We start from the raw sequence: 17,958 nt of genomic DNA on the forward strand, positions 1-17,958 counted from the left end.
GGGATCGTCAGAAACGCGCGGTGAGTTGCAGCCCCCATTCGCGGGGACGGCCGACCACCATGTTCTGCACACCGAACGCGGGCACGAATTCGGCGGCGGTGAAATAGTCTTCCTTCGTCAGGTTCTTGCCGAAAAGAGCGACCTCGAACGCCTCGCTCGATGACGTCCAGGCGAGACGTGCATCAACAAGCGTATAGGCCGGCTGCACGATCGAGAGCGAATTCGCCGGGTCGTGATACGTCTTGCTGCGGTGGCTGAGATCGCCGCGCACCGTGAGCCCGCCCATCGTTCCCGGCAGATCGAAACGATACTGCGCGCCGAGCGCGAGCGTCCATGCGGGCGCCTTCGGCAATTTGTTGGAGATCGGATAGCCTGTGCCCGCCGCGAGCGACTGATATTCGTTGTGCAGGTAGCCGATGCTTGCGTTGAGATCGAGGCCGGGAACCGGCGCGGCAAGGATCTCCGCCTCGAACCCGTAGAGATCGACGCTGCCCGCATTGTCGACCGTCAGAATGAGACCGCCCGTCGTCGGTGAGACGCTGTTGGTCTGCAGCTGCAGATCCTTGTACTGGCTGTAGAAGCCGGCAAGGTTGAAGGTCATCAGCCCATCCAGCAGACGCGACTTCACGCCGGCCTCATACGCGGTCAGCTTTTCAGGATCGTAAGACTTGAACTCCTCGGGCGTCAGCGGTCGCGGGTTCCAGCCGCCGCTCTTGAAGCCCTTCGACCACGACGCATAGAGCAGCACGTCGTCGCTCGCGCGGTAATCGATGCCGATCTTCGGCGTGAAGTTCTTCCACGTGCGCTCGTCATGTGTCGGCGGTGTCGCGATGCGGCCCGAATTCGGATAGATCGAATCGATGAAGTAGCGTTTGCGTTCCCAGCTGTAGCGCCCGCCGAGCGTCAGCGTCAGCGCAGGCACCACCTCGTAGCTCGCCTGACCGAACACCGCCCAGTTGTTGGTGGTGAGCGCGGTCTGCGGCCGCACGTCGAGATCGAGCAGGGCGTTGAACGGATTGCCCGCGCCGCCCGCACACGGCAGGCCCGCAACCGGCGGCGGGCAGGGCACGCCGGGAACCAGCGGAATCAGCGCATCGGGCAGCAGTTCGAGCGCATCATAGAGCCCTGACGCGAGCAGCGTCTGGTTCACGTCATGCGCGCGTTCGCGGAAATAATAGCCGCCGACCAACCAGTTGAGGCGCTTGTCATCGGTCGCGCCGCTCAGCTGCAATTCCTGGCTGAACTGGTTCTCGCTCTGCACCTCGTCGGTGTGGATGATCGGGAACGGCGACTGGTCCATGTCGACCTGGATTTCCGCATCCATCTCGCGGTAGCCGGTGATCGACTTCACGGTGAGCGCCGGGCTCGCCTCCCAAGCGATGGTGAGGTTCGTGCCCCACACGTCCGCCTTGTCGCGCGTCGGCCCCGTACCGTTGCTGACGCGCCGGTCGGACGATACCCAGCGGTCGTCGAACAACGAACCTGCCGGGAGACCGTCGCGTGCGGCAACGAGCGGCGCGGCGATGGCATTGTAGAGATCGTAAAGACCGCCCGGGAACGAGAACGTGTCCGAAAGGCGCTGCGGCGATCCGTTCTGGCGGATGCGCGAGGCATCGAACGACAGGTCGACGGTCCAGTCCTCGGACGGATTCCACGCGATCGCGAAGCGGCCCGCATCGACATTGATGTCGCCAAGGTCGGTGCCGTCCGGGCGGATCACGTAGCCGTCCTGGTTCTTGCTCGCGGCGGCGATCTTGATCGCAAGCACATCGGGGATCAGCGGCACCGAGATGCGGCCTTCCACATCGATGCGGTCGCGCGCGCCCACTGTCGTGCGGACCTGCCCGGAAAGTTCGTTGCCGGGCCGCGAGGAGATGATGTTGATCGCGCCGCCAATGGTGTTCTTGCCATAGAGCGTGCCCTGCGGCCCGCGCAGCACCTCGATGCGCTCGATGTCGGAAAGGTCCATCATCGCGCCGATCGAGCGCGCGATATAGACGCCGTCGACGTAGACGCCGACGCCGGGATCGGTCGGGAAGATGAAGTCGTTCTGGCCGACGCCGCGAATGAAGATCGCCGCGTTGGTGCTGCCGCCGTCACCCTTGCCCGAATTGATTTCGACGTTCGGCACATAGGCCGCGACATTGCCGATGTTGGTGACGTCGCGCGCGTTCATCTGCGCCGCGCCGAAGGCGGAAACGGAAAGCGGCGTATCCTGCAGGCTCTGCTCGCGCTTCTGCGCGGTGACGATGATCTCGGCGATGCCGGTTTCATCGGTGTCCTGCGCGGCGGCCGGCAGGGCAGCGAAGCCTGCGACGAACGCCGAAATGGAAATGCCGGTCCTGATGGCACCGGCAACAGTCCTAACCATGATGTGATCCTCCCTTTTCTGATGTTGCCTGCTTCACCGGGAAAGAACCGCCACGGTGCAGGATTTCGTGTCGCCGGCGAGGTCGCCGCCCATACATTGGGCGAGGCCGACCTTCGCGCCGTCCACCTGGCGCGCGCCCGCAGTGCCGCGCAGCTGTGCGGCGATTTCGGCGATCTGGGCGACGCCTGTCGCCGCGACCGGATGGCCGCGGCTCAGAAGCCCGCCGGAGACGTTGACGGGAATGCGGCCGCCGAGCGCGGTCGCACCGCTCGCCGCAAGCGGTCCGCCTTCGCCGGGCGCGCACAGGCCAAGCGCTTCGCAGTGCAGGATCTCGGCGATCGAAAAGGCGTCGTGGCACTCGACGAGATCGAGATCGTCGGGACCGATGCCGGCGCGCGCATAGGCGGCGGCGGCGGTTTCGCTGTCCGTGTCCCACCGCGCGAGATCGACCGGGTTCTCGTAGCCGCCGCTTGCGAGAACGATGCTGTCGATACGAACGCCCGCACCCAGTTCGCGCGCCAGGCGATCGGAACCTATGACGATCGCGGAGGCGCCGTCCGCGATCGGGCAGCATTCGGAGCGTGTGAGCGGATCGGCGACTGCCGGACCGGCCAGAACATCGGCCACGGTTTCGGCGCGCTGAAACAATGCATTCGGATTGAGCGCGCCATGGCGGCGGCTTTTTTCGACGACCGCCGCCATCTGTTCGCGCGTGGTGCCGAATTCATGCATGTGCCGCTGCGCACGCAGTGCAAAGCTCGCGGGCGTGACGAGGCCGAGCAGCGTATCGATCTCGGTGCGCCCGGAATTGATGAGGCCGAGCGAGGGCACGCACATGCGCTCGACGCCGAGCACGAGCGCCGCCTCCATCTGCCCGGCGCGCACGGCGTTCCAGGCGAGCCACAGCGCGCTCGATCCCGATGTGCATGCGTTCTCGACATTCACGATCGGCAGGCGGCGCAGGCCGACGTCGCGCAGCAGTGTCTGGCCGATCGTCGTGTCGCCGAACAGCATCCCGCCGAGCGCGTTCGCGACAAACGCCCCTTCCACGCGCGCGGGCACGAGACCGGCGTCGGAAAGCGCCAGGCGTGCCGCCTGGACACCGAGTGAAACGATCGTTCGTTCTAGTTTCTGCGTGAAGCGTGTCGTGCCGACACCGAGGATCGCGACCATGCGGGGATCAGTCTTTCAGTGCAGGCGTGAAATAGGGGCGGATGCAGGGTTCGCCGCCGAGCCCGACGCCGAGCGCGCCGCTTCTCAGATCGAGTGGCATACCGATACGGAAATCCTCCGTGTGCGCGGGATCGAGCAGCATGAAGATACGCAGCGGGTGCGCATCGAGATCGACGTAGCCGACAGCATAGGGCGCGGGCAGGCCGAACGGCGGCTTGGTGCGGATCACCGTGGCGCTGTAGAGCGTGCCGCTGCCGCCGAGGCTCACGGTTTCGGTTTCGGTCATGTCATCCGGGCAGTGCGTGCGTGCCGGAAAATGCTGCGCGCCGCACGCGGTGCAGAGGCTGCCGACGAGTTCGGTAATCGTGCCGTCGCCCGTAAAGATCCCCTCGGCGAAGGGCGGGAGCGTGTCGCCGCTCATGCCGCCGCATCCTTCAGCAGCGCATGCCACGCGGGGTCTGCCTCACGGTCGTAGGTGTCGGCGGTGACGCCCTCGGCGCGCAGCGCGTATTTCTGCACGCGTTCGGTCGGCGTCTTGGGCAGGCTCGCGAGGATACGCACGTAGCGGGGCACCATGAAGCGCGCCATCTGGCGCAGGCAGTGCCGCATCAGTGCGATGGGTTCGAGGGTCTCGCCGGGACGCAGCGTCAGGCAGATCATTACCTCGTCCTCGCCGAGTTCGGAAGCGACGGCGACGGCGGCGGATTCGAGCACGGCGGGATGCGCGTTGACGCCGCGCTCCACCTCGTAGCTCGAAATATTCTCGCCGCGCCGGCGCAGTGCGTCCTTCTTGCGGTCGACGAAATAATAATAGCCGTCTGCGTCGCGCTTCAGATAGTCGCCGGTGTGGAACCAGAGATCGCGCCACGCCTCCACGGTCTTTTCCGGCATCCGGTAATATTCCAGCATCATGCTGTTCATCATCTTCGGCCGGATCAGCAATTCGCCGGGCGTATCGTCGGGCACGTCGGCGCCGTCGTCGTCCACCAGCCGCACCTCATATTGCGGCAGCGGCTGGCCGCAGCATCCGGGGTGGCGGTGATCGATGCTGTTGTTGAGCGGAATCCCGATCTCGCTCATGCCGTAGCCTTCGACGAGGCGGACGCCGAAACGCTGCTCAAACGCCTCGAACAGATCCTTAGGCGCGCCCGCACCCATCATCAGGCGAAGGCTATTGGCTGCATCGTCTGGCGAGGGCGGGGCCTTCCAGAGGATCGGCAGGATACCGCCGATGTAGTTGAACGCAGTGCAGCCGTGCGCGCGCACTTCGTCCCAGAATGCCGAAGCTGAAAAGCGCCGCGCGAGCACCACGCGCGCGCCCGAAAGCAGCGCCGGGATCGTGGAGAGGAACTGCGCGTTGCCGTGAAACAGCGGCAGCGCGTTGTAGAGGCAATCCTCGGGCGTGTAGCGGCAAGCGTCTGCGATGATCGCGGCCTGCATCAGCACGTAGTTCTGCGGCAGCACCGCGCCCTTGGAGGGGCCGGTGGTGCCGGAGGTGAACATCACTGCGACAGGATCGGCGGGGCCGATCATCGGCGCATCGCCAAGCGGCGCGGCGCTTTCCAGCGTGCGGAAATCGACAACCTGCTGCGGAATACCGCCCGGCTCCGTACCATCGAGCAGCGCCACGGTGCGCAGCTTCGGCAGATCACCGGCGACGTCCTGAAGGCGATCCTGAAACGCGCCTTCCAGGATCAGCAGCGAACACTCCGCCTGATCGAGCATGTAGTGGAGGAGCGTGCCCCGATGCGCGGTATTGATCGGCACCTCGATCGCGCCGAGCTGCGACAGCGCGAACCAGCAGAGCAGGAATTCCGGGCGGTTCCCCATCATGATCGCGACCTTGTCGCCGCGCCCGACGCCGAGCGCGGCAAGTCCGCCTGCAATGCGTGTGGCCGCTTCATGCAGCGCGCCGAATGTGAAGTCCTGACCTTCGAAATGCAGGAACAGGTCGTCCGGCCGTTCGGCGGCGCGCTGTTTCAGCAGGCCGTGAACGGTCCGTTCGGCAACGTTCGCGAGCATGTCCATCTCAAGCGGCGCGAAGCTGTACGACCGGCTGCATCCCGTCGCGCGGGTTCGGCCAGGTGCCGTAGTAGCGCAGCGCATCTTCCGGTGGTGACAGTTTCGACCAGCCCTTCACGAATTCGCCGTAGGGTTTTGCCCGCGCGAGCCGCTTCGCCCGCGCAGCCTTGCGAAGTGCCTCGGTGCCTTCGGCATCGAAGCGCAGGGTCTCGGGGTCGTAGGCGACCTTGTAGATGTTCGCCGCTGCCCAGTGCGACACGCGGTTGTTGCGCAGGTCGGTGAGCACGCTCACGGGGTCGCGCTCGAGCGGATCGCCGTAGCCGCCGCCGCCACCGACCGCGACATAGTAAGTGTCGCCGTCGTTGAACGGCCGCACCACCATATTGACGTCGAGCGTTTCCTTGATGCCTGCCTCGGGATTGTCCGCCGCGAACACCTCGGAAAGGTCGTGCGGCAGCGGCGTGTGGCCGTCGGCGAGCAGCGCCTTGATGTTGCTGTCGTGCACGGTCTGCACGAACACCGGCGGCACGGCATAGCCACCGAACAGGCCGAGCGTCGTCGGGAAGCGCGAGCCGCCGCCCATCGAGCCGAGCATGAAGCGGTTGGTATCGTGGACGATGAGACCGAAGCCGACGCCGCAGCCACCGCGCTGCTTGCCGTGCCCGTAGCTGTTATTGAAGAGATTACGGAACGTATAGAGGAACGGCCGGTCGCTTTCGGTCGCCTCGACGTCCGAGCAGTCGCTCATCGTCGCGAAGAACGCGCCCGCCGCCTCCACCCCGTCCATGTCGGGCCGCGCGCCGCAGCCGGTGGCGTTGATCTCGGGCGTGATGTCCGCGATGCCTTCGCCGAACTGGTTGATGCCGCCGAAGGTCGGGATCGCGAAACCCGAGAACCACGCCGCAACCGCGCGCGAGGAATCGTAGCTGTAGGTCATCCGCGCGCCGGTCAGGAAGATGCCCTGCGTGAAGCAGGTCTGCACCAGCGGCGCGAGCGAGGTGGACGCGTCGCCCTTGGCGTTCACCATCGCATCCTCCGGGAAGCGCCAGTCGATCGCTTCCAGAAGGCCGTTGTTCGCGGGCAGATCATGGAACAGCCAGCCGCAGTAATAGACGCACGACAGGCCGAGGATGCCCTGGAAGAAGCTGTTGATCGGGCGTCCTTCCACCAGCGGCGAGGTGTTCTCGAAATCCATGATGATGCGGTCGCCCTGCTTGATCATGGTGAGATTGATCTTGGTGAGCCCGGATTCGGTGCCCACCGTGTCGAGGAAGCGCGGCTGCCGGTAGATACCGTCGTTGAGTTCGGCGACGCGTCGCTTCGCGGCCTCGCCCGTTTGCGTCAGGATACGGCGCAGGCCGCCGATGAAGAACTCCGGCCCCTTCTCCTCGATCACCTCGAGCACGCGGCGCTGCGCGATGCGCGCTGCGGCAAGGCGTGCCTTGATGTCGAGGATCATGGTACGCGGGTCGCGCGTCATCGCGGCCAGCATGTTGAGGATGTCCTCGCGCAGCTGGTAGTTCTCGCCGATCTTGATCGGCGGGACGAGCAGACCTTCGTCGTACTTGGTCTTCGCGGTGTTGCAGGTGCCGCCGGGCTCGGTGCCGCCCGCCTCGCCCGTGTGCACGGCGGCGGCGATGAAGCACATCAGCTCGCCCTTGTAGAACACGGGCACGGCAAGCCCCATGTCGGCGTTGTGCACGCCCGCGTAGAACGGGTCGTTGTAGAAGAAGCTGTCACCGTCCTTCACGCCCACCGAAGGTTCGTCGACCCAGTGCTTCACCACATATTTCAGCGGCAGCTGGCCGAGCACGGCGTGGTGATAGATGCCCGTCGCGCAGACGCTGAGATCGCCCTGCCGCGTGAAGATGCCGAAGGCGACATCACCCCAGCGCATCGCGGTGGAGGCGCCGAGTTTCATCGTCGTCTCTTTGCCCTCAAGCGCGATCATGTGCATCTTGTGCTTGAAGATGTCGAACTCCACCGGGTCGATCCCCGCCTGCGCGGCGATCTCGGCTTCGGTCATCGGTTCGGGGCGCAGGCGCTGGACCACTTCGTGGTCGCGGGCGTAGGCAATGCCGGTCATGTTCTTGTCTCCCTCAGGCGCTGCGTTCGAGGACGCCGTTTCGCCAGGCGTCGATGTGGAAGGTCCAGCCCGGCGCGACCACATGGGTGGTGTCCGGGCTTTCGATGACGGCGGGGCCGGCGAGGCGGTTGCCCGGCTTCAGGCGGCGCGCGTCGTAGATCGGCGTATCGACGAAGCCGTCCGCCGGATCCCAGTAGACAGGGCGCGTTTCGGTCTTGGCGTTCGCATCAGGTTCGGGCGCGGCAAGCGTTTCCGCCGGCAGCGCGAACGGGTCCTGCGCGACGGACGCGGTAAGGAAGAAGCTCTCCACGTTGATGCCGCCCGCCGGGAAGGTCGCCTCGGGCGAATAGACCTCGCCGTAGCGTGCGGTGAAGGCATCGCAGAGCGCCTTCACATCGTCCGTGCCGTCCAGCCGCAGCTTCGGCGCGGTGACACGCGTCATATTGTACTGGCTACCATAGCGCATATCGAGTTCGAGCCGGAACGCCATGTCGCGCTCGTTGAAGCCTTCCAGCTTCAGGTCGCGCGTCGCGAGATCGACGAGTTCGGTGACGAGATCGTTGAACGGCGCGAGATCGGAAAGATATGCCTGCTCCGACCAGTTGAAGAGTTTCAGCGAGCGTGAGCGCTCCCACACTTCCTTGATCGCCATCGTCGAGGCGCCGAACGCGCCAAACACCGAGGATTGCAGCGGCACGACGATCTTGCGGACGCCGATGAACGGCGCGAAGCCCACCGCGTGCGCGCCGCCCGCGCCGCCGCACGCGTAGAGCACGAAGGTGCGCGGGTCGTGGCCCTTCAGCGCGACCTCGTTGAACACCTCCTGCCCCATGCGCGCGTCGATCATGCGGCGGATACGCCACGCGGCTTCCTCCACCGGAATGCCGAGCGGCTGCGCGATCTTCTCGCCGATCGCCTTCTTCGCGAGATCGATGTCGAGCAGCATCTCGCCGCCGAGATAATTCTCCGCATTGTAGAGGCCGAGCACGAGATCGGCATCCGTCACGGTCGGCTCCTTGCCGCCCTTGTCGTAGCAGGCCGGCCCCGGCATCGATCCGGCCGACTGCGGCCCGACTTCGAGCGTGTCGCCGAGTGTCGTGTTGATCCACGCGATCGAGCCGCCGCCCGCGCCGATCGACTTCACCTCGATCGCCGGGATGTTGGTGCGCCAGCGGTCGATCACCGGGATGAAATCGTGTGCCTTGATCGCGCCGCCCTCGATGAGGCCGATGTCGAACGAGGTGCCGCCCATGTCGGTGAACACGATGTTGCCGTCCGCCGACAGCCCGCCGAGCGCGGCCGCGCCGTGCAGCCCCGCGACCGGCCCGGCGTTGTGCGTGAGGACGGCGCGCGTGCGCGAGGCTTTCTTGGTGCCGCCGGTGTTGTGGACGAGCGTCAGCGGCTTTTTATAGCCGCCGTCGCGCAGTTCGTTGCCGAGCTTGTTGAGTTCGTCAGCCATCAGGCCGTGGATGTAGGCGTTGACGACTGCGGTCATCGTGCGCGTGTATTCGCCTGCCTTGGGGGAGATTTCCGACGACAGGATCACCGGCATCGAGCCGAGATAATCTTCGGGATACTCCTCTTCGATCACCTGTTTGATGAACTGCTCGTGCTCGGGGTTCACGAACGACCAGAGCAGCGACACGACGAAGCCCTGCGCGCCGCGATCAACGAGCGCCTGCAGCTTTTCGAGAACCTCCTCGCGCGAAAGTGGCGCGATGATCTTGCCCGCATAATCGATGCGCTCGCGCACCCCGACGACCATGTCCGGGCTGATCAGCGGCACCGGCTTTTCGATGCGCGCGAGGTCGCGGCCCTGCTGCCAGCCGAGCCCATCCGCCCAGCTACGGCCGCGGCCGATGAAGATCGTGTCCTCGAAGCCTGCCGTGGTGATGAGCCCGAGCTTGGGGCCGGTGCGCTCGATCAGCGCGTTCGTGCCCACCGTCGTCGAATAGCGCACGCTCGAAAGGCCGCCGAGGAACTCCGGAAGCTTCAGCTTCAGCCCCTTGGCGAGCAGGCCCATGCCGCGCATGAAGCCGACCGAAAGATCGTAGTGCGTCGTTGGCGTTTTCGCCGTGTGGAAGCCGCCGCCCTCGTGGGCGCAATAGAAATCGGTGAACGTGCCGCCGACATCGATGCCTACCGTGTAACTCATCGAAACGCCCTCGTCCTCAAGGTTGGCGGGCGCCGCTGAAGGCGCCCATGAATGCGTGCATGGTCTCGACCGGCAGCGGATCGGGTCCGCCGCCGAGCGTCGTGATGATGAGCGGGCGCGTTGCCGCGAGGGCCGCTGCGTCCGCAGTCGTGTCGTCCACGGAAAGCGCGATCCCGATGGCGGGGCCTTCCGCAGCAATTCGGTCCAGAAGGTCGGCGTCCACCGTTCCAGCGGCGATCACTGCATCGGGCTTCAGCCGCAATGCAGTGTCGGCAGCGTCTTCGTCCGGGATCGCCATGATGATGCCGAGCGGCACGTCGAAATAAGAGGTGACGTTGCGCAGCGTGTTGAACAGCTTGCGCGCGCTCATCCCCGCAAGGTCCGATGCGGCGACCCCGCTTTCATCGAACAGCAGCAGCGCGGGACGCGCCTCGCCGATCGCCTCGACGATGGCGGTCAGCACGTCCTTCGCCGTGTCGGCGTCGCTCGCAGCGGCAAGCGTCACCGGGCCGGGCAGAACAGGGACCACCGGGCGCCCACCTTCGGCGGCAAGACGGCGCACCGCTTCCACCGCGCTTTCGCTGTCCGCTGCATCGATCTCGATGACGATGGCGTCACTCCCGAACAGTGCGGCGATGCGCTTCGCCGCCTGCACGATCTGGCCAGCGTCGGCGGCAAACGCGCTCCACGGCTGGCCGCACACGGGTGCGGCCGCCGCCGACAGGCGCGGCAAAACCGCCGCGCCCGCGTCGCCGCCGAGAACAGAGGCCAGCCGGTTCGTCATGCGGCCGCGCCGTGGCGCCGCTTCAGCGCCGCGATGTCGAGTTCGATCTCGTGCGTGATCGGGTGGCCCGGCGGCAGATATTCGTTCTCCAGCATCGTCGCGCAGCCGGGGCAGTAGAATTCCACGAGCCGGCAATATTGGCTGTCCGGCGTGAAGCTGTAATTGCCTTCGGCGACGAGCGGCGGATGCACCTCCTCGAGCGGCTGCTCGGCAACGAGGCAGCCTTCCTTGTAATTCCCGTGCGCGGAGCCGAGGTCGTGGCCGCAGCGGTTGCAACACCATGTTTCCGCTTGCAGGTCGATGTCGAGATACTCGGTGATGCGGACTTTGCTCATCGCTTATTTCCGTTCGAGAAGCGCGTTGTCGTAGGCGTCGATGGCGAGGCTCCAGCCTTCGGGCACAAGGATCGTCGTCTGGTTGGATTCGACGATCGCCGGGCCGGAAAGCGCGTGGCCGGGGCCCATGCGCGCGCGGTCGTACACCGGTGTCTGGGTGCGCTCCGGTCCGCCGAACCACACCTGCCGGTCGGCAAGACGGGCAGCCGCGAGATCGGATGCTGCCGTCTGGCCCTGCCGCCATTCGAAATGCGGTACGCGTGCGGACGCGCTGTAGGCGATGCTGGCGAGGCGCAGCGGACCTGCCGTGCCCAGTGCTTCACGCGCGGCGACGAGCGCTGCGGCGGCGGCATCGGCGTCGGAAATCGCGGCGGTTTCGGCGCCCACGAGGATTTCGGGCTCGCCGCCCGCGCCGGTCCAGAACAGCTGCAGCCGCGCCTCGGCGTCCGCCGGATCGAAGCCCTCGCCCCGCATGTCGCGGGCAGCTTCGGTCGCCATCTCCGCGACGAGCGCGCCGGCGGAGAGCAGGTCGGTTGCGCTTTCGACGAGAATGTCGGCGCGGCGGTAATAGATGTGGCCCACGTCCATCAGTGAGGAGCCGAATGCCGAGGAGACGGCGGAGAAGGGCGTGATGACGACGCGGCCGATGCCTGCGTTCGCCGCAATGTCCGCAGCGTGGATCGCGCCCGCGCCGCCGTAGGCGATCACGGGAAGACCGCTCGGACGCCCGAGCCGCTCGGCGACCGCGCCGACCGCCTTGCCCATCGCGGCTTCCACGTTGCGGCGGATGGCGAGCGCGGCGTCTTCGATGCTGAGCCCCAGCGGCTGCGCGACGGCAGCGTCGATCGCGGCGCGCGCTTTACCCAAGTCGAGCGTCATGCCGCCGCCGAGGAAGCGCGCGGGATCGAGGATGCCGAGCACGAGGTTTGCGTCCGTCACCGTCGCTTTCGTGCCGCCGAGCCCGAAGCAGGCCGGGCCGGGAAGCGCGCCCGCGGATTGCGGCCCCACCCTAAGCACGCCGCCTTCGACTTCGGCGATCGATCCGCCGCCCGCACCGAGCGCGTCGATCGCCATCATCGGCAGGTTGCACGCGAAGCCTTCAACCTCGGGCTGCAGCGCGTAGCTCGCCTGTCCGCCCTCCACATAGGAAATGTCGAATGAGGTGCCGCCCATGTCGGTCGCGATCAGCGTGTCGGCGCCGTAGAGCGCGCCGATCGCGCGCGCGCCATAAAGACCGCCCGTGGGCCCGCTGTTGTAGGTGTTGATCGCGCGCGTTTTCGCAACGCGGGCCACCGCGCCATTGTTGTGGCCGATGAACAGCGTACCGCGATAGCCGCGCAGGCGCAGTTCCTCGCCCGCCTTGTAGAGCAGCCGCGCGAGCTTGCCGTGAATGTAGGCGTTGAGCACGGCGGCGTTGATGCGCTCGCGCGTGCCCGGCCGCGCCGAAATGTCCGAAGCGAGGAAGGTGGGTACCGAGCCGAGATAGTCGCGCGGATACTCGGCCTTGATGACGGCGCGCACGCGGCGCTCGTTCGCCGGGTTGAGATCGGAGTTCGCAAGTGCGACGACGATGCCGCGTGCGCCCCGGTCGATCAGCGTCTGCGCCGCATCGAGAATGGCGGCGGCGTCCGGCGACGCCGTCATGGTGCCGTCGCCTGCGACGCCTTCGGCGATCCCGATCACCATGTCCGGCGCAACGAGCGGCGACTTGCCTTCCTCGTCATGCGTCGGTGCCAGCGCTTCCGAGCCCGCTGTCACGATCAGCCCGATCTTCGATCCGTTGCGCTGGATGATCGTGTTCGTGCCGATGGTGTTCGAAAAACGGATGATGTTCGTCTCGTTCAGGAAATCCTCGACGCTGCAGTCGAATGCGCCCGCGCCTGCGCTGATGCAGTCGAGGAAGCAGGCGGTGAGGTCGTGCGGCGTCGTCGGCACTTTCACGGTGCGCACGTCGCCGCCCCGCACGATGAAGCCGTCGGTGAAGGTGCCGCCGGTGTCGATGTCGATGGTGATGCCCATGAGGTCTTCGTTTTCCTGTTTCGTTATGAACCGGTGGCGCCGCGCAGAATGAAGGCGAGCACCTGGTCGACGGTCTGTTCGCGCTTCGCCTGGCCGGCGGAGGGTTTCGACCAGCGCAGATACCAGTTGATGACGCCGAGCATGTTGAAAGCGGTGACGCGCACGTCGCCGTCCGCGAGGAGGCCGGCGGCGCGCAGGGTTTCGAGTTCGGCGACGTAGATGGTCAGGATTTCGCGCTGGATGCGCTTGTTCGCCTTGTTGCCGCTCGCCGAGAGGCGTTCCTCGTCGATGAAGAAGATGCGCGATTCCCGTCGGTATTGTTCCGAGACGTCCAGATGTTCGCGCACCAGCGCGGCGATGCGCGCGCGCGGCTCCGAAACGTCTTCGAGCGCGCCGCGCAGGCGGGCGGGAAGCGCCTTCACCGAGCGTTCGAGGATGGCGAGCCAGAGCGCCTCCTTGTTCTCGAAATAATGATAGACGTTCGAAACGCTGCGTCCCACCGCGTCCGCGATGTCGCGGATCGAGGTTCCCGCGAAGCCGTTGCGGGCGAACAGCTCCACCGCGACCTCCACGAGCTCCTCGCGGCCTCGCACCTCACGGGCGGCAGGCGAATTCTTCAGGCTGACGACGCGCGCCATACACTCTCCCCAGATTTTCCGTCCGCCGAATCGCGGATCTTGTCTGTTCTATCACGGCTTCGAATCAAGCCGACTAGAACGATCGTTCTATAATTGACTGATCGGTCTGGGATTTGTCAAGAGACGAGTTTGTGGCACAGTATTTTTCTATATCTTTATGTTTTATATGAATAAAAAATTCTGTTGAGCAAGATGTCCCGCCAAGGCATATTCTCGTTCTTGAAAAGATCGACCGATCGGTCTGTTTATAATTTTCATTTCGAGGGGGAGTTGAAAGCATGGACGGCGCCTATTCGCGGCTGATCCCCATCGGTGCCGAGCGTATGCATGTGCGCATCTGGGATGCGGACGGTCCCACGGTGATGATCGCGCACGGCGTCACGGGCACCAGCGCCGATCATACGCCGCTGGCCCGCAATCTGAGGGCACTGGGTTTCCGCGTGATCGCGCCCGATGCGCCGGGCTGCGGGCGGTCCGATCCGTCGCCCGATCCCGAAAACGGCTACGGCCTCGGCGCGATGGCGGTCACCGTGCGCCGTTTCCTCGATGTCGTCGCCGACGGCCCCGTGCACTGGGTGGGCGCCTCCAAGGGCGGGGCGCTCGGCATCCGCATCGCCGGGGAAACGCCGGAGCGCATCGCCAGCCTCGTGCTCTACGATGTCGGCACCACGCTTCCCGATGCGATGCGCAGCGTGCTCGGCGAGCGCCTCGGCGGCCCGCCGCGCTTTCCCGACATGGGCGCGTTCCGCGAACACGTCGGCCGCTTCTTCGAGCGCGCCGGCGCCAGCCTCTCATCCGATCGCCTCGACGAGATCACCATCGGCTGGTCGCGCCGCCTCGACGATGGCGGCGTCGGCTATCACTACGATCCGGCGCTCTCCAACCAGTTCCGCAACAACCCGGAAGATTTCGCGCTCTGGCCGTGGTGGGACCGTGTCGCCTGCCCGGCGCTCATCATGCGCGGCGAGCGCTCGACCGTGCTGAGCGCAGCCGAGCTCGCCGAGATGGCCGCGCGCAACCCGCGCGCCGCCGCGCACACGGTTCCGGGCGCCGTGCATGTCGACATGCTCGACAGCGAGGGAATTCAGAACACGATCATCGATTTCATCGCGGCCCATGCCGCGCAAGGGGAGGGCGTTGCAGCATGACAGGACGGGTTCAGGACAAGGTCGCAGTCATCACCGGCGCCGCAGGAGGCCTCGGCCTCGCGATGGCCGAAGCGCTGGGCCGCGAGGGCGCGGTCGTCGTCCTCACCGACATCGACGCCGCGCGCGGCGAAGCCTCGGCGAAGTCTCTCGCAGCGAGCGGCATCCGCGCCCGCTTCGTCCGCCACGACGCGACCGTGCCCGAGGAATGGGAGCGTCTGACGGCGGACGTCCTCGCGAATGAAGGCCGCATCGACGTCCTCGTCAACAACGCCGGCGGCGGGCTCGACATGGATATCGAGAGCATGGATTTCGCGCACTACAAGCGCATGATCGCGCTCAATCTCGATACCGCGTTCCTGGGGTGCAAATACGGCATCGCCTCGATGAAGGACCGCGGCGGCTCGATCATCAACATCTCGTCGGTCGGCGGCCTCATCGGCACGGCGGCGCTCCCGGCCTATTCGGCGGCGAAGGGCGGCGTCCGGCTGCTCACGAAATGCGTCGCCGCGCACGCCGGCCAGCGCGGCTACGGCATCCGCGTGAACAGCGTCCACCCCGGCCTCATCCGCACGGCGGCGGGCGTCGAGGTGACGCGCATGGCGACGGGGCTCGACGAGGAAGGCGCGGTCGCCGCCTTCGCCTCGCTGCACCCGATCGGCCGCGTTGGCCAGCCGCACGAGATCGCGAACGGCGTCGTCTTCCTCGCGTCGGACGAATCGAGCTTCATGACCGGCTCCGAACTCGTCATCGATGGCGGCTACACGGCGGTCTAGTCGCCGAAGGCCCGGATCGTCTCGATGAACCGGTCGCCATAGGCATCGAGCTTGCGCGCACCCACCCCCGATATCTCCGAAAGCCCGGCGCGCGAAGTGGGCCGCGCCGCCGCCATCTCGCGCAGCGTGCTGTCGTGGAAGATCACGTAGGGCGGCACGCCCGCCTCCTCGGCAAGCGCGCGGCGGCAGGCGCGTAGCGCCTCGAACAGCGGATCGCCCACGGGGTTGTCCGCCTGTTGCTTCTTGCCGCGCCCCGTGCGCTCACGGCGCGGCGGCAGCACCAATGTCACGCTCTCCTCGCCGCGCAGGATCGCCCGCGCGCCGGGCCCGAGCGCAAGTCCGCCATGCTCGGTGGGCGTCACCGCCTCATGCACCAGCAGCGCGCGCGACACCGGCTTCAACAGCGGCGCCTCCTCGGCCGAAACGATCCCGAACACGGTCAGGCTGTCGTGCCCGCGCGCGCGCACCTTGTCGCTCGCCTTGCCGGTCAGCACCTCTTCCAGATGGCCGATGCCATAGCTTTGGCCCGTGCGGTAAACGGCGGAGAGGAACTTCCGCGCCGTCTCCGTGGCGTCGATGCTTGCGGGCGGGTTCAGGCAGTTGTCGCAGTTGCCGCACGTCTGCGGCGGGTTTTCGCCGAAGTGTTTCAGCAGCACCGCGCGGCGGCACCCGCCGGTTTCCACCAGTGCGCTGAGCGCTGAAATGCGCGCACGTTCGCCCGCCTGCCGCGCCTCTTCCACCTCGAAAACCCGCGTCCGCGCGCGCGCGAAATCCTCCGCGCCCCAGAACAGATGCGCCTCGGCGGGTTCGCCGTCGCGTCCCGCGCGTCCGCTTTCCTGGTAATAGCCCTCGATCGATTTCGGCAGGCCCGCGTGTGCCACGAAGCGCACGTCGGGCTTGTCGATGCCCATGCCGAACGCGACCGTCGCGACCATCACCATGTCTTCGCTGGCGATAAAGGCGGACTGGTTCGCCGCGCGGACTTCGGCGGGAAGCCCGGCATGATAGGGCAGCACGCGCCGCCCGCCGCGCGACAGCGTCTCCGCCAGGCTCTCGGTCGCCGCACGCGTCTGCGCATAGACGATGCCAGGGCCGGGGTTCGCCGCGAGCAGCTCGCCGATCTGCCGCGTCAGGCCGTTTCGCGGATGCACGGTGTAGCGGATATTCGGCCGGTCGAACCCGGCGATGATCATGCCCTCTTCGGGGATACCGAGCGCCGCGAGCACATCGATCCGCGTGTGTGCGTCGGCGGTCGCCGTGAGCGCGAGGCGCGGTACGTGCGCGTAGTCGTCGAGCAGCGGACGCAGCAGGCGATAGTCCGGCCGGAAGTCGTGTCCCCATTCCGAAACGCAGTGCGCCTCGTCGATCGCGAACATCGAAATGCGCGCATCGTCGAGAAGCTGCCGGAACCCGTCGCCGCTCGCGCGCTCGGGCGCCACGTACAGCAGATCGAGTTCGCCCGCGCACAGCCGCCGCTGCGTCTCCCAGCGGTCTGTATCCACCGATGTCAGGCTCGCCGCGCGGATACCCACGGCCTCTGCCGCGCGCAGCTGGTCGTGCATCAGCGCGATCAGCGGCGAGATGACGACGCAGCAGCCGTCCATCGCGACGGCGGGAAGCTGGTAGCATAGCGACTTGCCCGCGCCCGTCGGCATGATGGCGAGCGTATGCTGCCCGGTGAGCACGCGTGAAACGACCGTCTCCTGCACGCCCCGAAAGGCGGGAAAGCCGAAAACCTCGTGAAGAATGGCGGCGGGATCGCGTCGCATTGCAGCGCGTGTAGGGAAGCGGCGCGGCCTGTGCAAAGCGGAAAACCGCAGGATCAGCGAAAATGAAACGTCAGCGTGAAGCGCAGCGCATCATCGGGCAGGGCTTCGGGCGGTGGGGGGACAGGCGCTGAAAGGCGCACGGTCCGCTGCGCCAGCCGGTCGAGCGACATGCTGCCGCTCGGCTGCACGAGCTGAATGTCGGAAATCGCGCCACTCCGCGCGACGCTGAACGCGACCACCGCCTCGCCCGCCAGTCGCAGGCCCTGCGGCCGCCGCGCCGCGATCCACTGCCACAGCCGCCGGGCATAGTCGTCGCGGACGGCATCGGTGTTCGAAGGCGGGGGCATCTCGGGTCGCGGCGGCGGCGTGATCGTCAGCACGGGAGGCGGGGCGGCGGGCAGGATTGCGGGCGGCGAAGGCACCGCAATCTGGGGCGCGGCTGTCGGCGGCACCGTGCTGCGTGCCGGCGGAGCGGTCCGCGTGGGCGCGGTCGTCACCACCGCATCGGGTTCCGCAACCGGCGGCAACAGCGTGATCGCCGCCGTGTGCAACATGGGCACGGGCGGCGTGTCCGCCCGCCCGCTGAACACGAACGCGGCAACGGCAAGGTGCAGCGCGGCGGACACGAGGATCGCAGTGATCCTCGTGCCGCCCGCTTGCCCGCCGGAACCGCGCCCGCGCATGG

14 protein-coding genes are annotated in these 17,958 nt (G+C 66.7%); 2 read left to right on the forward strand and 12 right to left on the reverse strand.

Going from position 1 to position 17,958, the window contains the following annotated elements; genetic code table 11:
* Positions 1-7 precede the first annotated feature (7 nt).
* From AAC014_RS02325 to AAC014_RS02370, 10 genes are read right to left on the reverse strand one after another with little or no spacing between them, the layout of a single operon-like run.
* Positions 8-2,371: a TonB-dependent receptor gene (locus AAC014_RS02325; protein ID WP_339703709.1), complete on the reverse strand. Its 2,364-nt coding sequence runs from the start codon at positions 2,369-2,371 to the stop codon at positions 8-10.
* Positions 2,372-2,404: 33 nt separating this feature from the next.
* Positions 2,405-3,544: a thiolase family protein gene (locus tag AAC014_RS02330; RefSeq protein WP_339703711.1), complete on the reverse strand. Its 1,140-nt coding sequence runs from the start codon at positions 3,542-3,544 to the stop codon at positions 2,405-2,407.
* A gap of 7 nt (positions 3,545-3,551) precedes the next feature.
* Positions 3,552-3,965 carry an OB-fold domain-containing protein gene (locus AAC014_RS02335; RefSeq protein WP_339703713.1) on the reverse strand — a complete coding sequence of 138 codons (414 nt, stop codon included), beginning with the start codon at positions 3,963-3,965 and terminating at the stop codon, positions 3,552-3,554.
* Positions 3,962-5,566 (reverse strand): AMP-binding protein, encoded by a 1,605-nt coding sequence (locus AAC014_RS02340; RefSeq protein ID WP_339703715.1) that lies wholly within the window; start codon positions 5,564-5,566, stop codon positions 3,962-3,964. Before AAC014_RS02340 ends, AAC014_RS02335 begins: the two co-directional genes overlap by 4 nt.
* Before the next feature lie 7 nt (positions 5,567-5,573).
* Entirely contained in the window at positions 5,574-7,652 is a 2,079-nt protein-coding gene (locus tag AAC014_RS02345; RefSeq protein WP_339703717.1) for a hydantoinase B/oxoprolinase family protein, read from the reverse strand.
* Between the two features lie 13 nt (positions 7,653-7,665).
* Positions 7,666-9,807 carry a hydantoinase/oxoprolinase family protein gene (locus AAC014_RS02350; RefSeq protein ID WP_339703719.1) on the reverse strand — a complete coding sequence of 714 codons (2,142 nt, stop codon included), beginning with the start codon at positions 9,805-9,807 and terminating at the stop codon, positions 7,666-7,668.
* A gap of 16 nt (positions 9,808-9,823) precedes the next feature.
* Positions 9,824-10,591: a hypothetical protein gene (locus AAC014_RS02355; protein ID WP_339703720.1), complete on the reverse strand. Its 768-nt coding sequence runs from the start codon at positions 10,589-10,591 to the stop codon at positions 9,824-9,826.
* Positions 10,588-10,926, reverse strand: a complete 339-nt coding sequence (locus tag AAC014_RS02360; RefSeq protein ID WP_339703721.1) for an acetone carboxylase subunit gamma — start codon at positions 10,924-10,926, stop codon at positions 10,588-10,590. Before AAC014_RS02360 ends, AAC014_RS02355 begins: the two co-directional genes overlap by 4 nt.
* 3 nt (positions 10,927-10,929) lie before the next feature.
* Positions 10,930-12,945 (reverse strand): hydantoinase/oxoprolinase family protein, encoded by a 2,016-nt coding sequence (locus AAC014_RS02365; RefSeq protein WP_339703722.1) that lies wholly within the window; start codon positions 12,943-12,945, stop codon positions 10,930-10,932.
* Between the two features lie 23 nt (positions 12,946-12,968).
* The gene (locus AAC014_RS02370; RefSeq protein WP_339703723.1) at positions 12,969-13,583 is read right to left on the reverse strand and encodes a TetR/AcrR family transcriptional regulator; all 615 of its coding nucleotides are present in this window, start codon (positions 13,581-13,583) and stop codon (positions 12,969-12,971) included.
* Positions 13,584-13,861: 278 nt separating this feature from the next.
* Between AAC014_RS02370 and AAC014_RS02375 the strand changes: the two genes are divergently transcribed.
* Together AAC014_RS02375 and AAC014_RS02380 are read left to right on the forward strand one after the other, a co-directional pair.
* On the forward strand, positions 13,862-14,731 hold the full coding sequence (locus AAC014_RS02375; RefSeq protein WP_339703725.1) for an alpha/beta hydrolase: 870 nt from the start codon (positions 13,862-13,864) through the stop codon (positions 14,729-14,731).
* Positions 14,728-15,504 carry an SDR family oxidoreductase gene (locus AAC014_RS02380; protein WP_339703727.1) on the forward strand — a complete coding sequence of 259 codons (777 nt, stop codon included), beginning with the start codon at positions 14,728-14,730 and terminating at the stop codon, positions 15,502-15,504. The genes AAC014_RS02375 and AAC014_RS02380 overlap by 4 nt, the downstream gene beginning before the upstream one ends.
* On the opposite strand, the gene recQ is transcribed toward AAC014_RS02380, so the two are convergent.
* Positions 15,501-17,273 (reverse strand): DNA helicase RecQ, encoded by a 1,773-nt coding sequence (gene recQ, locus AAC014_RS02385; RefSeq protein ID WP_339703729.1) that lies wholly within the window; start codon positions 17,271-17,273, stop codon positions 15,501-15,503. The two genes, AAC014_RS02380 and recQ, sit on opposite strands and share 4 nt — an antisense overlap.
* 53 nt (positions 17,274-17,326) lie before the next feature.
* Positions 17,327-17,956, reverse strand: coding sequence for an energy transducer TonB (locus AAC014_RS02390; protein ID WP_339703731.1), 630 nt, complete (start codon positions 17,954-17,956; stop codon positions 17,327-17,329).
* Positions 17,957-17,958: the final 2 nt, after the last annotated feature.

This window comes from uncultured Sphingosinicella sp. (assembly GCF_963974575.1).
Classification (GTDB): Bacteria; Pseudomonadota; Alphaproteobacteria; order Sphingomonadales; family Sphingomonadaceae; genus Sphingosinicella.

Coding starts and splice junctions, on each gene's coding strand:
- AAC014_RS02345 (WP_339703717.1), bottom strand. CDS start 7,652: ATGACCGGCATTGCCTACGCCCGCGACCACGAAGTGGTCCAGCGCCTG.
- AAC014_RS02350 (WP_339703719.1), bottom strand. CDS start 9,807: ATGAGTTACACGGTAGGCATCGATGTCGGCGGCACGTTCACCGATTTC.
- AAC014_RS02335 (WP_339703713.1), bottom strand. CDS start 3,965: ATGAGCGGCGACACGCTCCCGCCCTTCGCCGAGGGGATCTTTACGGGC.
- AAC014_RS02330 (WP_339703711.1), bottom strand. CDS start 3,544: ATGGTCGCGATCCTCGGTGTCGGCACGACACGCTTCACGCAGAAACTA.
- recQ (WP_339703729.1), bottom strand. CDS start 17,273: ATGCGACGCGATCCCGCCGCCATTCTTCACGAGGTTTTCGGCTTTCCC.
- AAC014_RS02360 (WP_339703721.1), bottom strand. CDS start 10,926: ATGAGCAAAGTCCGCATCACCGAGTATCTCGACATCGACCTGCAAGCG.
- AAC014_RS02390 (WP_339703731.1), bottom strand. CDS start 17,956: ATGCGCGGGCGCGGTTCCGGCGGGCAAGCGGGCGGCACGAGGATCACT.
- AAC014_RS02370 (WP_339703723.1), bottom strand. CDS start 13,583: ATGGCGCGCGTCGTCAGCCTGAAGAATTCGCCTGCCGCCCGTGAGGTG.
- AAC014_RS02365 (WP_339703722.1), bottom strand. CDS start 12,945: ATGGGCATCACCATCGACATCGACACCGGCGGCACCTTCACCGACGGC.
- AAC014_RS02325 (WP_339703709.1), bottom strand. CDS start 2,371: ATGGTTAGGACTGTTGCCGGTGCCATCAGGACCGGCATTTCCATTTCG.
- AAC014_RS02380 (WP_339703727.1), top strand. CDS start 14,728: ATGACAGGACGGGTTCAGGACAAGGTCGCAGTCATCACCGGCGCCGCA.
- AAC014_RS02375 (WP_339703725.1), top strand. CDS start 13,862: ATGGACGGCGCCTATTCGCGGCTGATCCCCATCGGTGCCGAGCGTATG.
- AAC014_RS02340 (WP_339703715.1), bottom strand. CDS start 5,566: ATGCTCGCGAACGTTGCCGAACGGACCGTTCACGGCCTGCTGAAACAG.
- AAC014_RS02355 (WP_339703720.1), bottom strand. CDS start 10,591: ATGACGAACCGGCTGGCCTCTGTTCTCGGCGGCGACGCGGGCGCGGCG.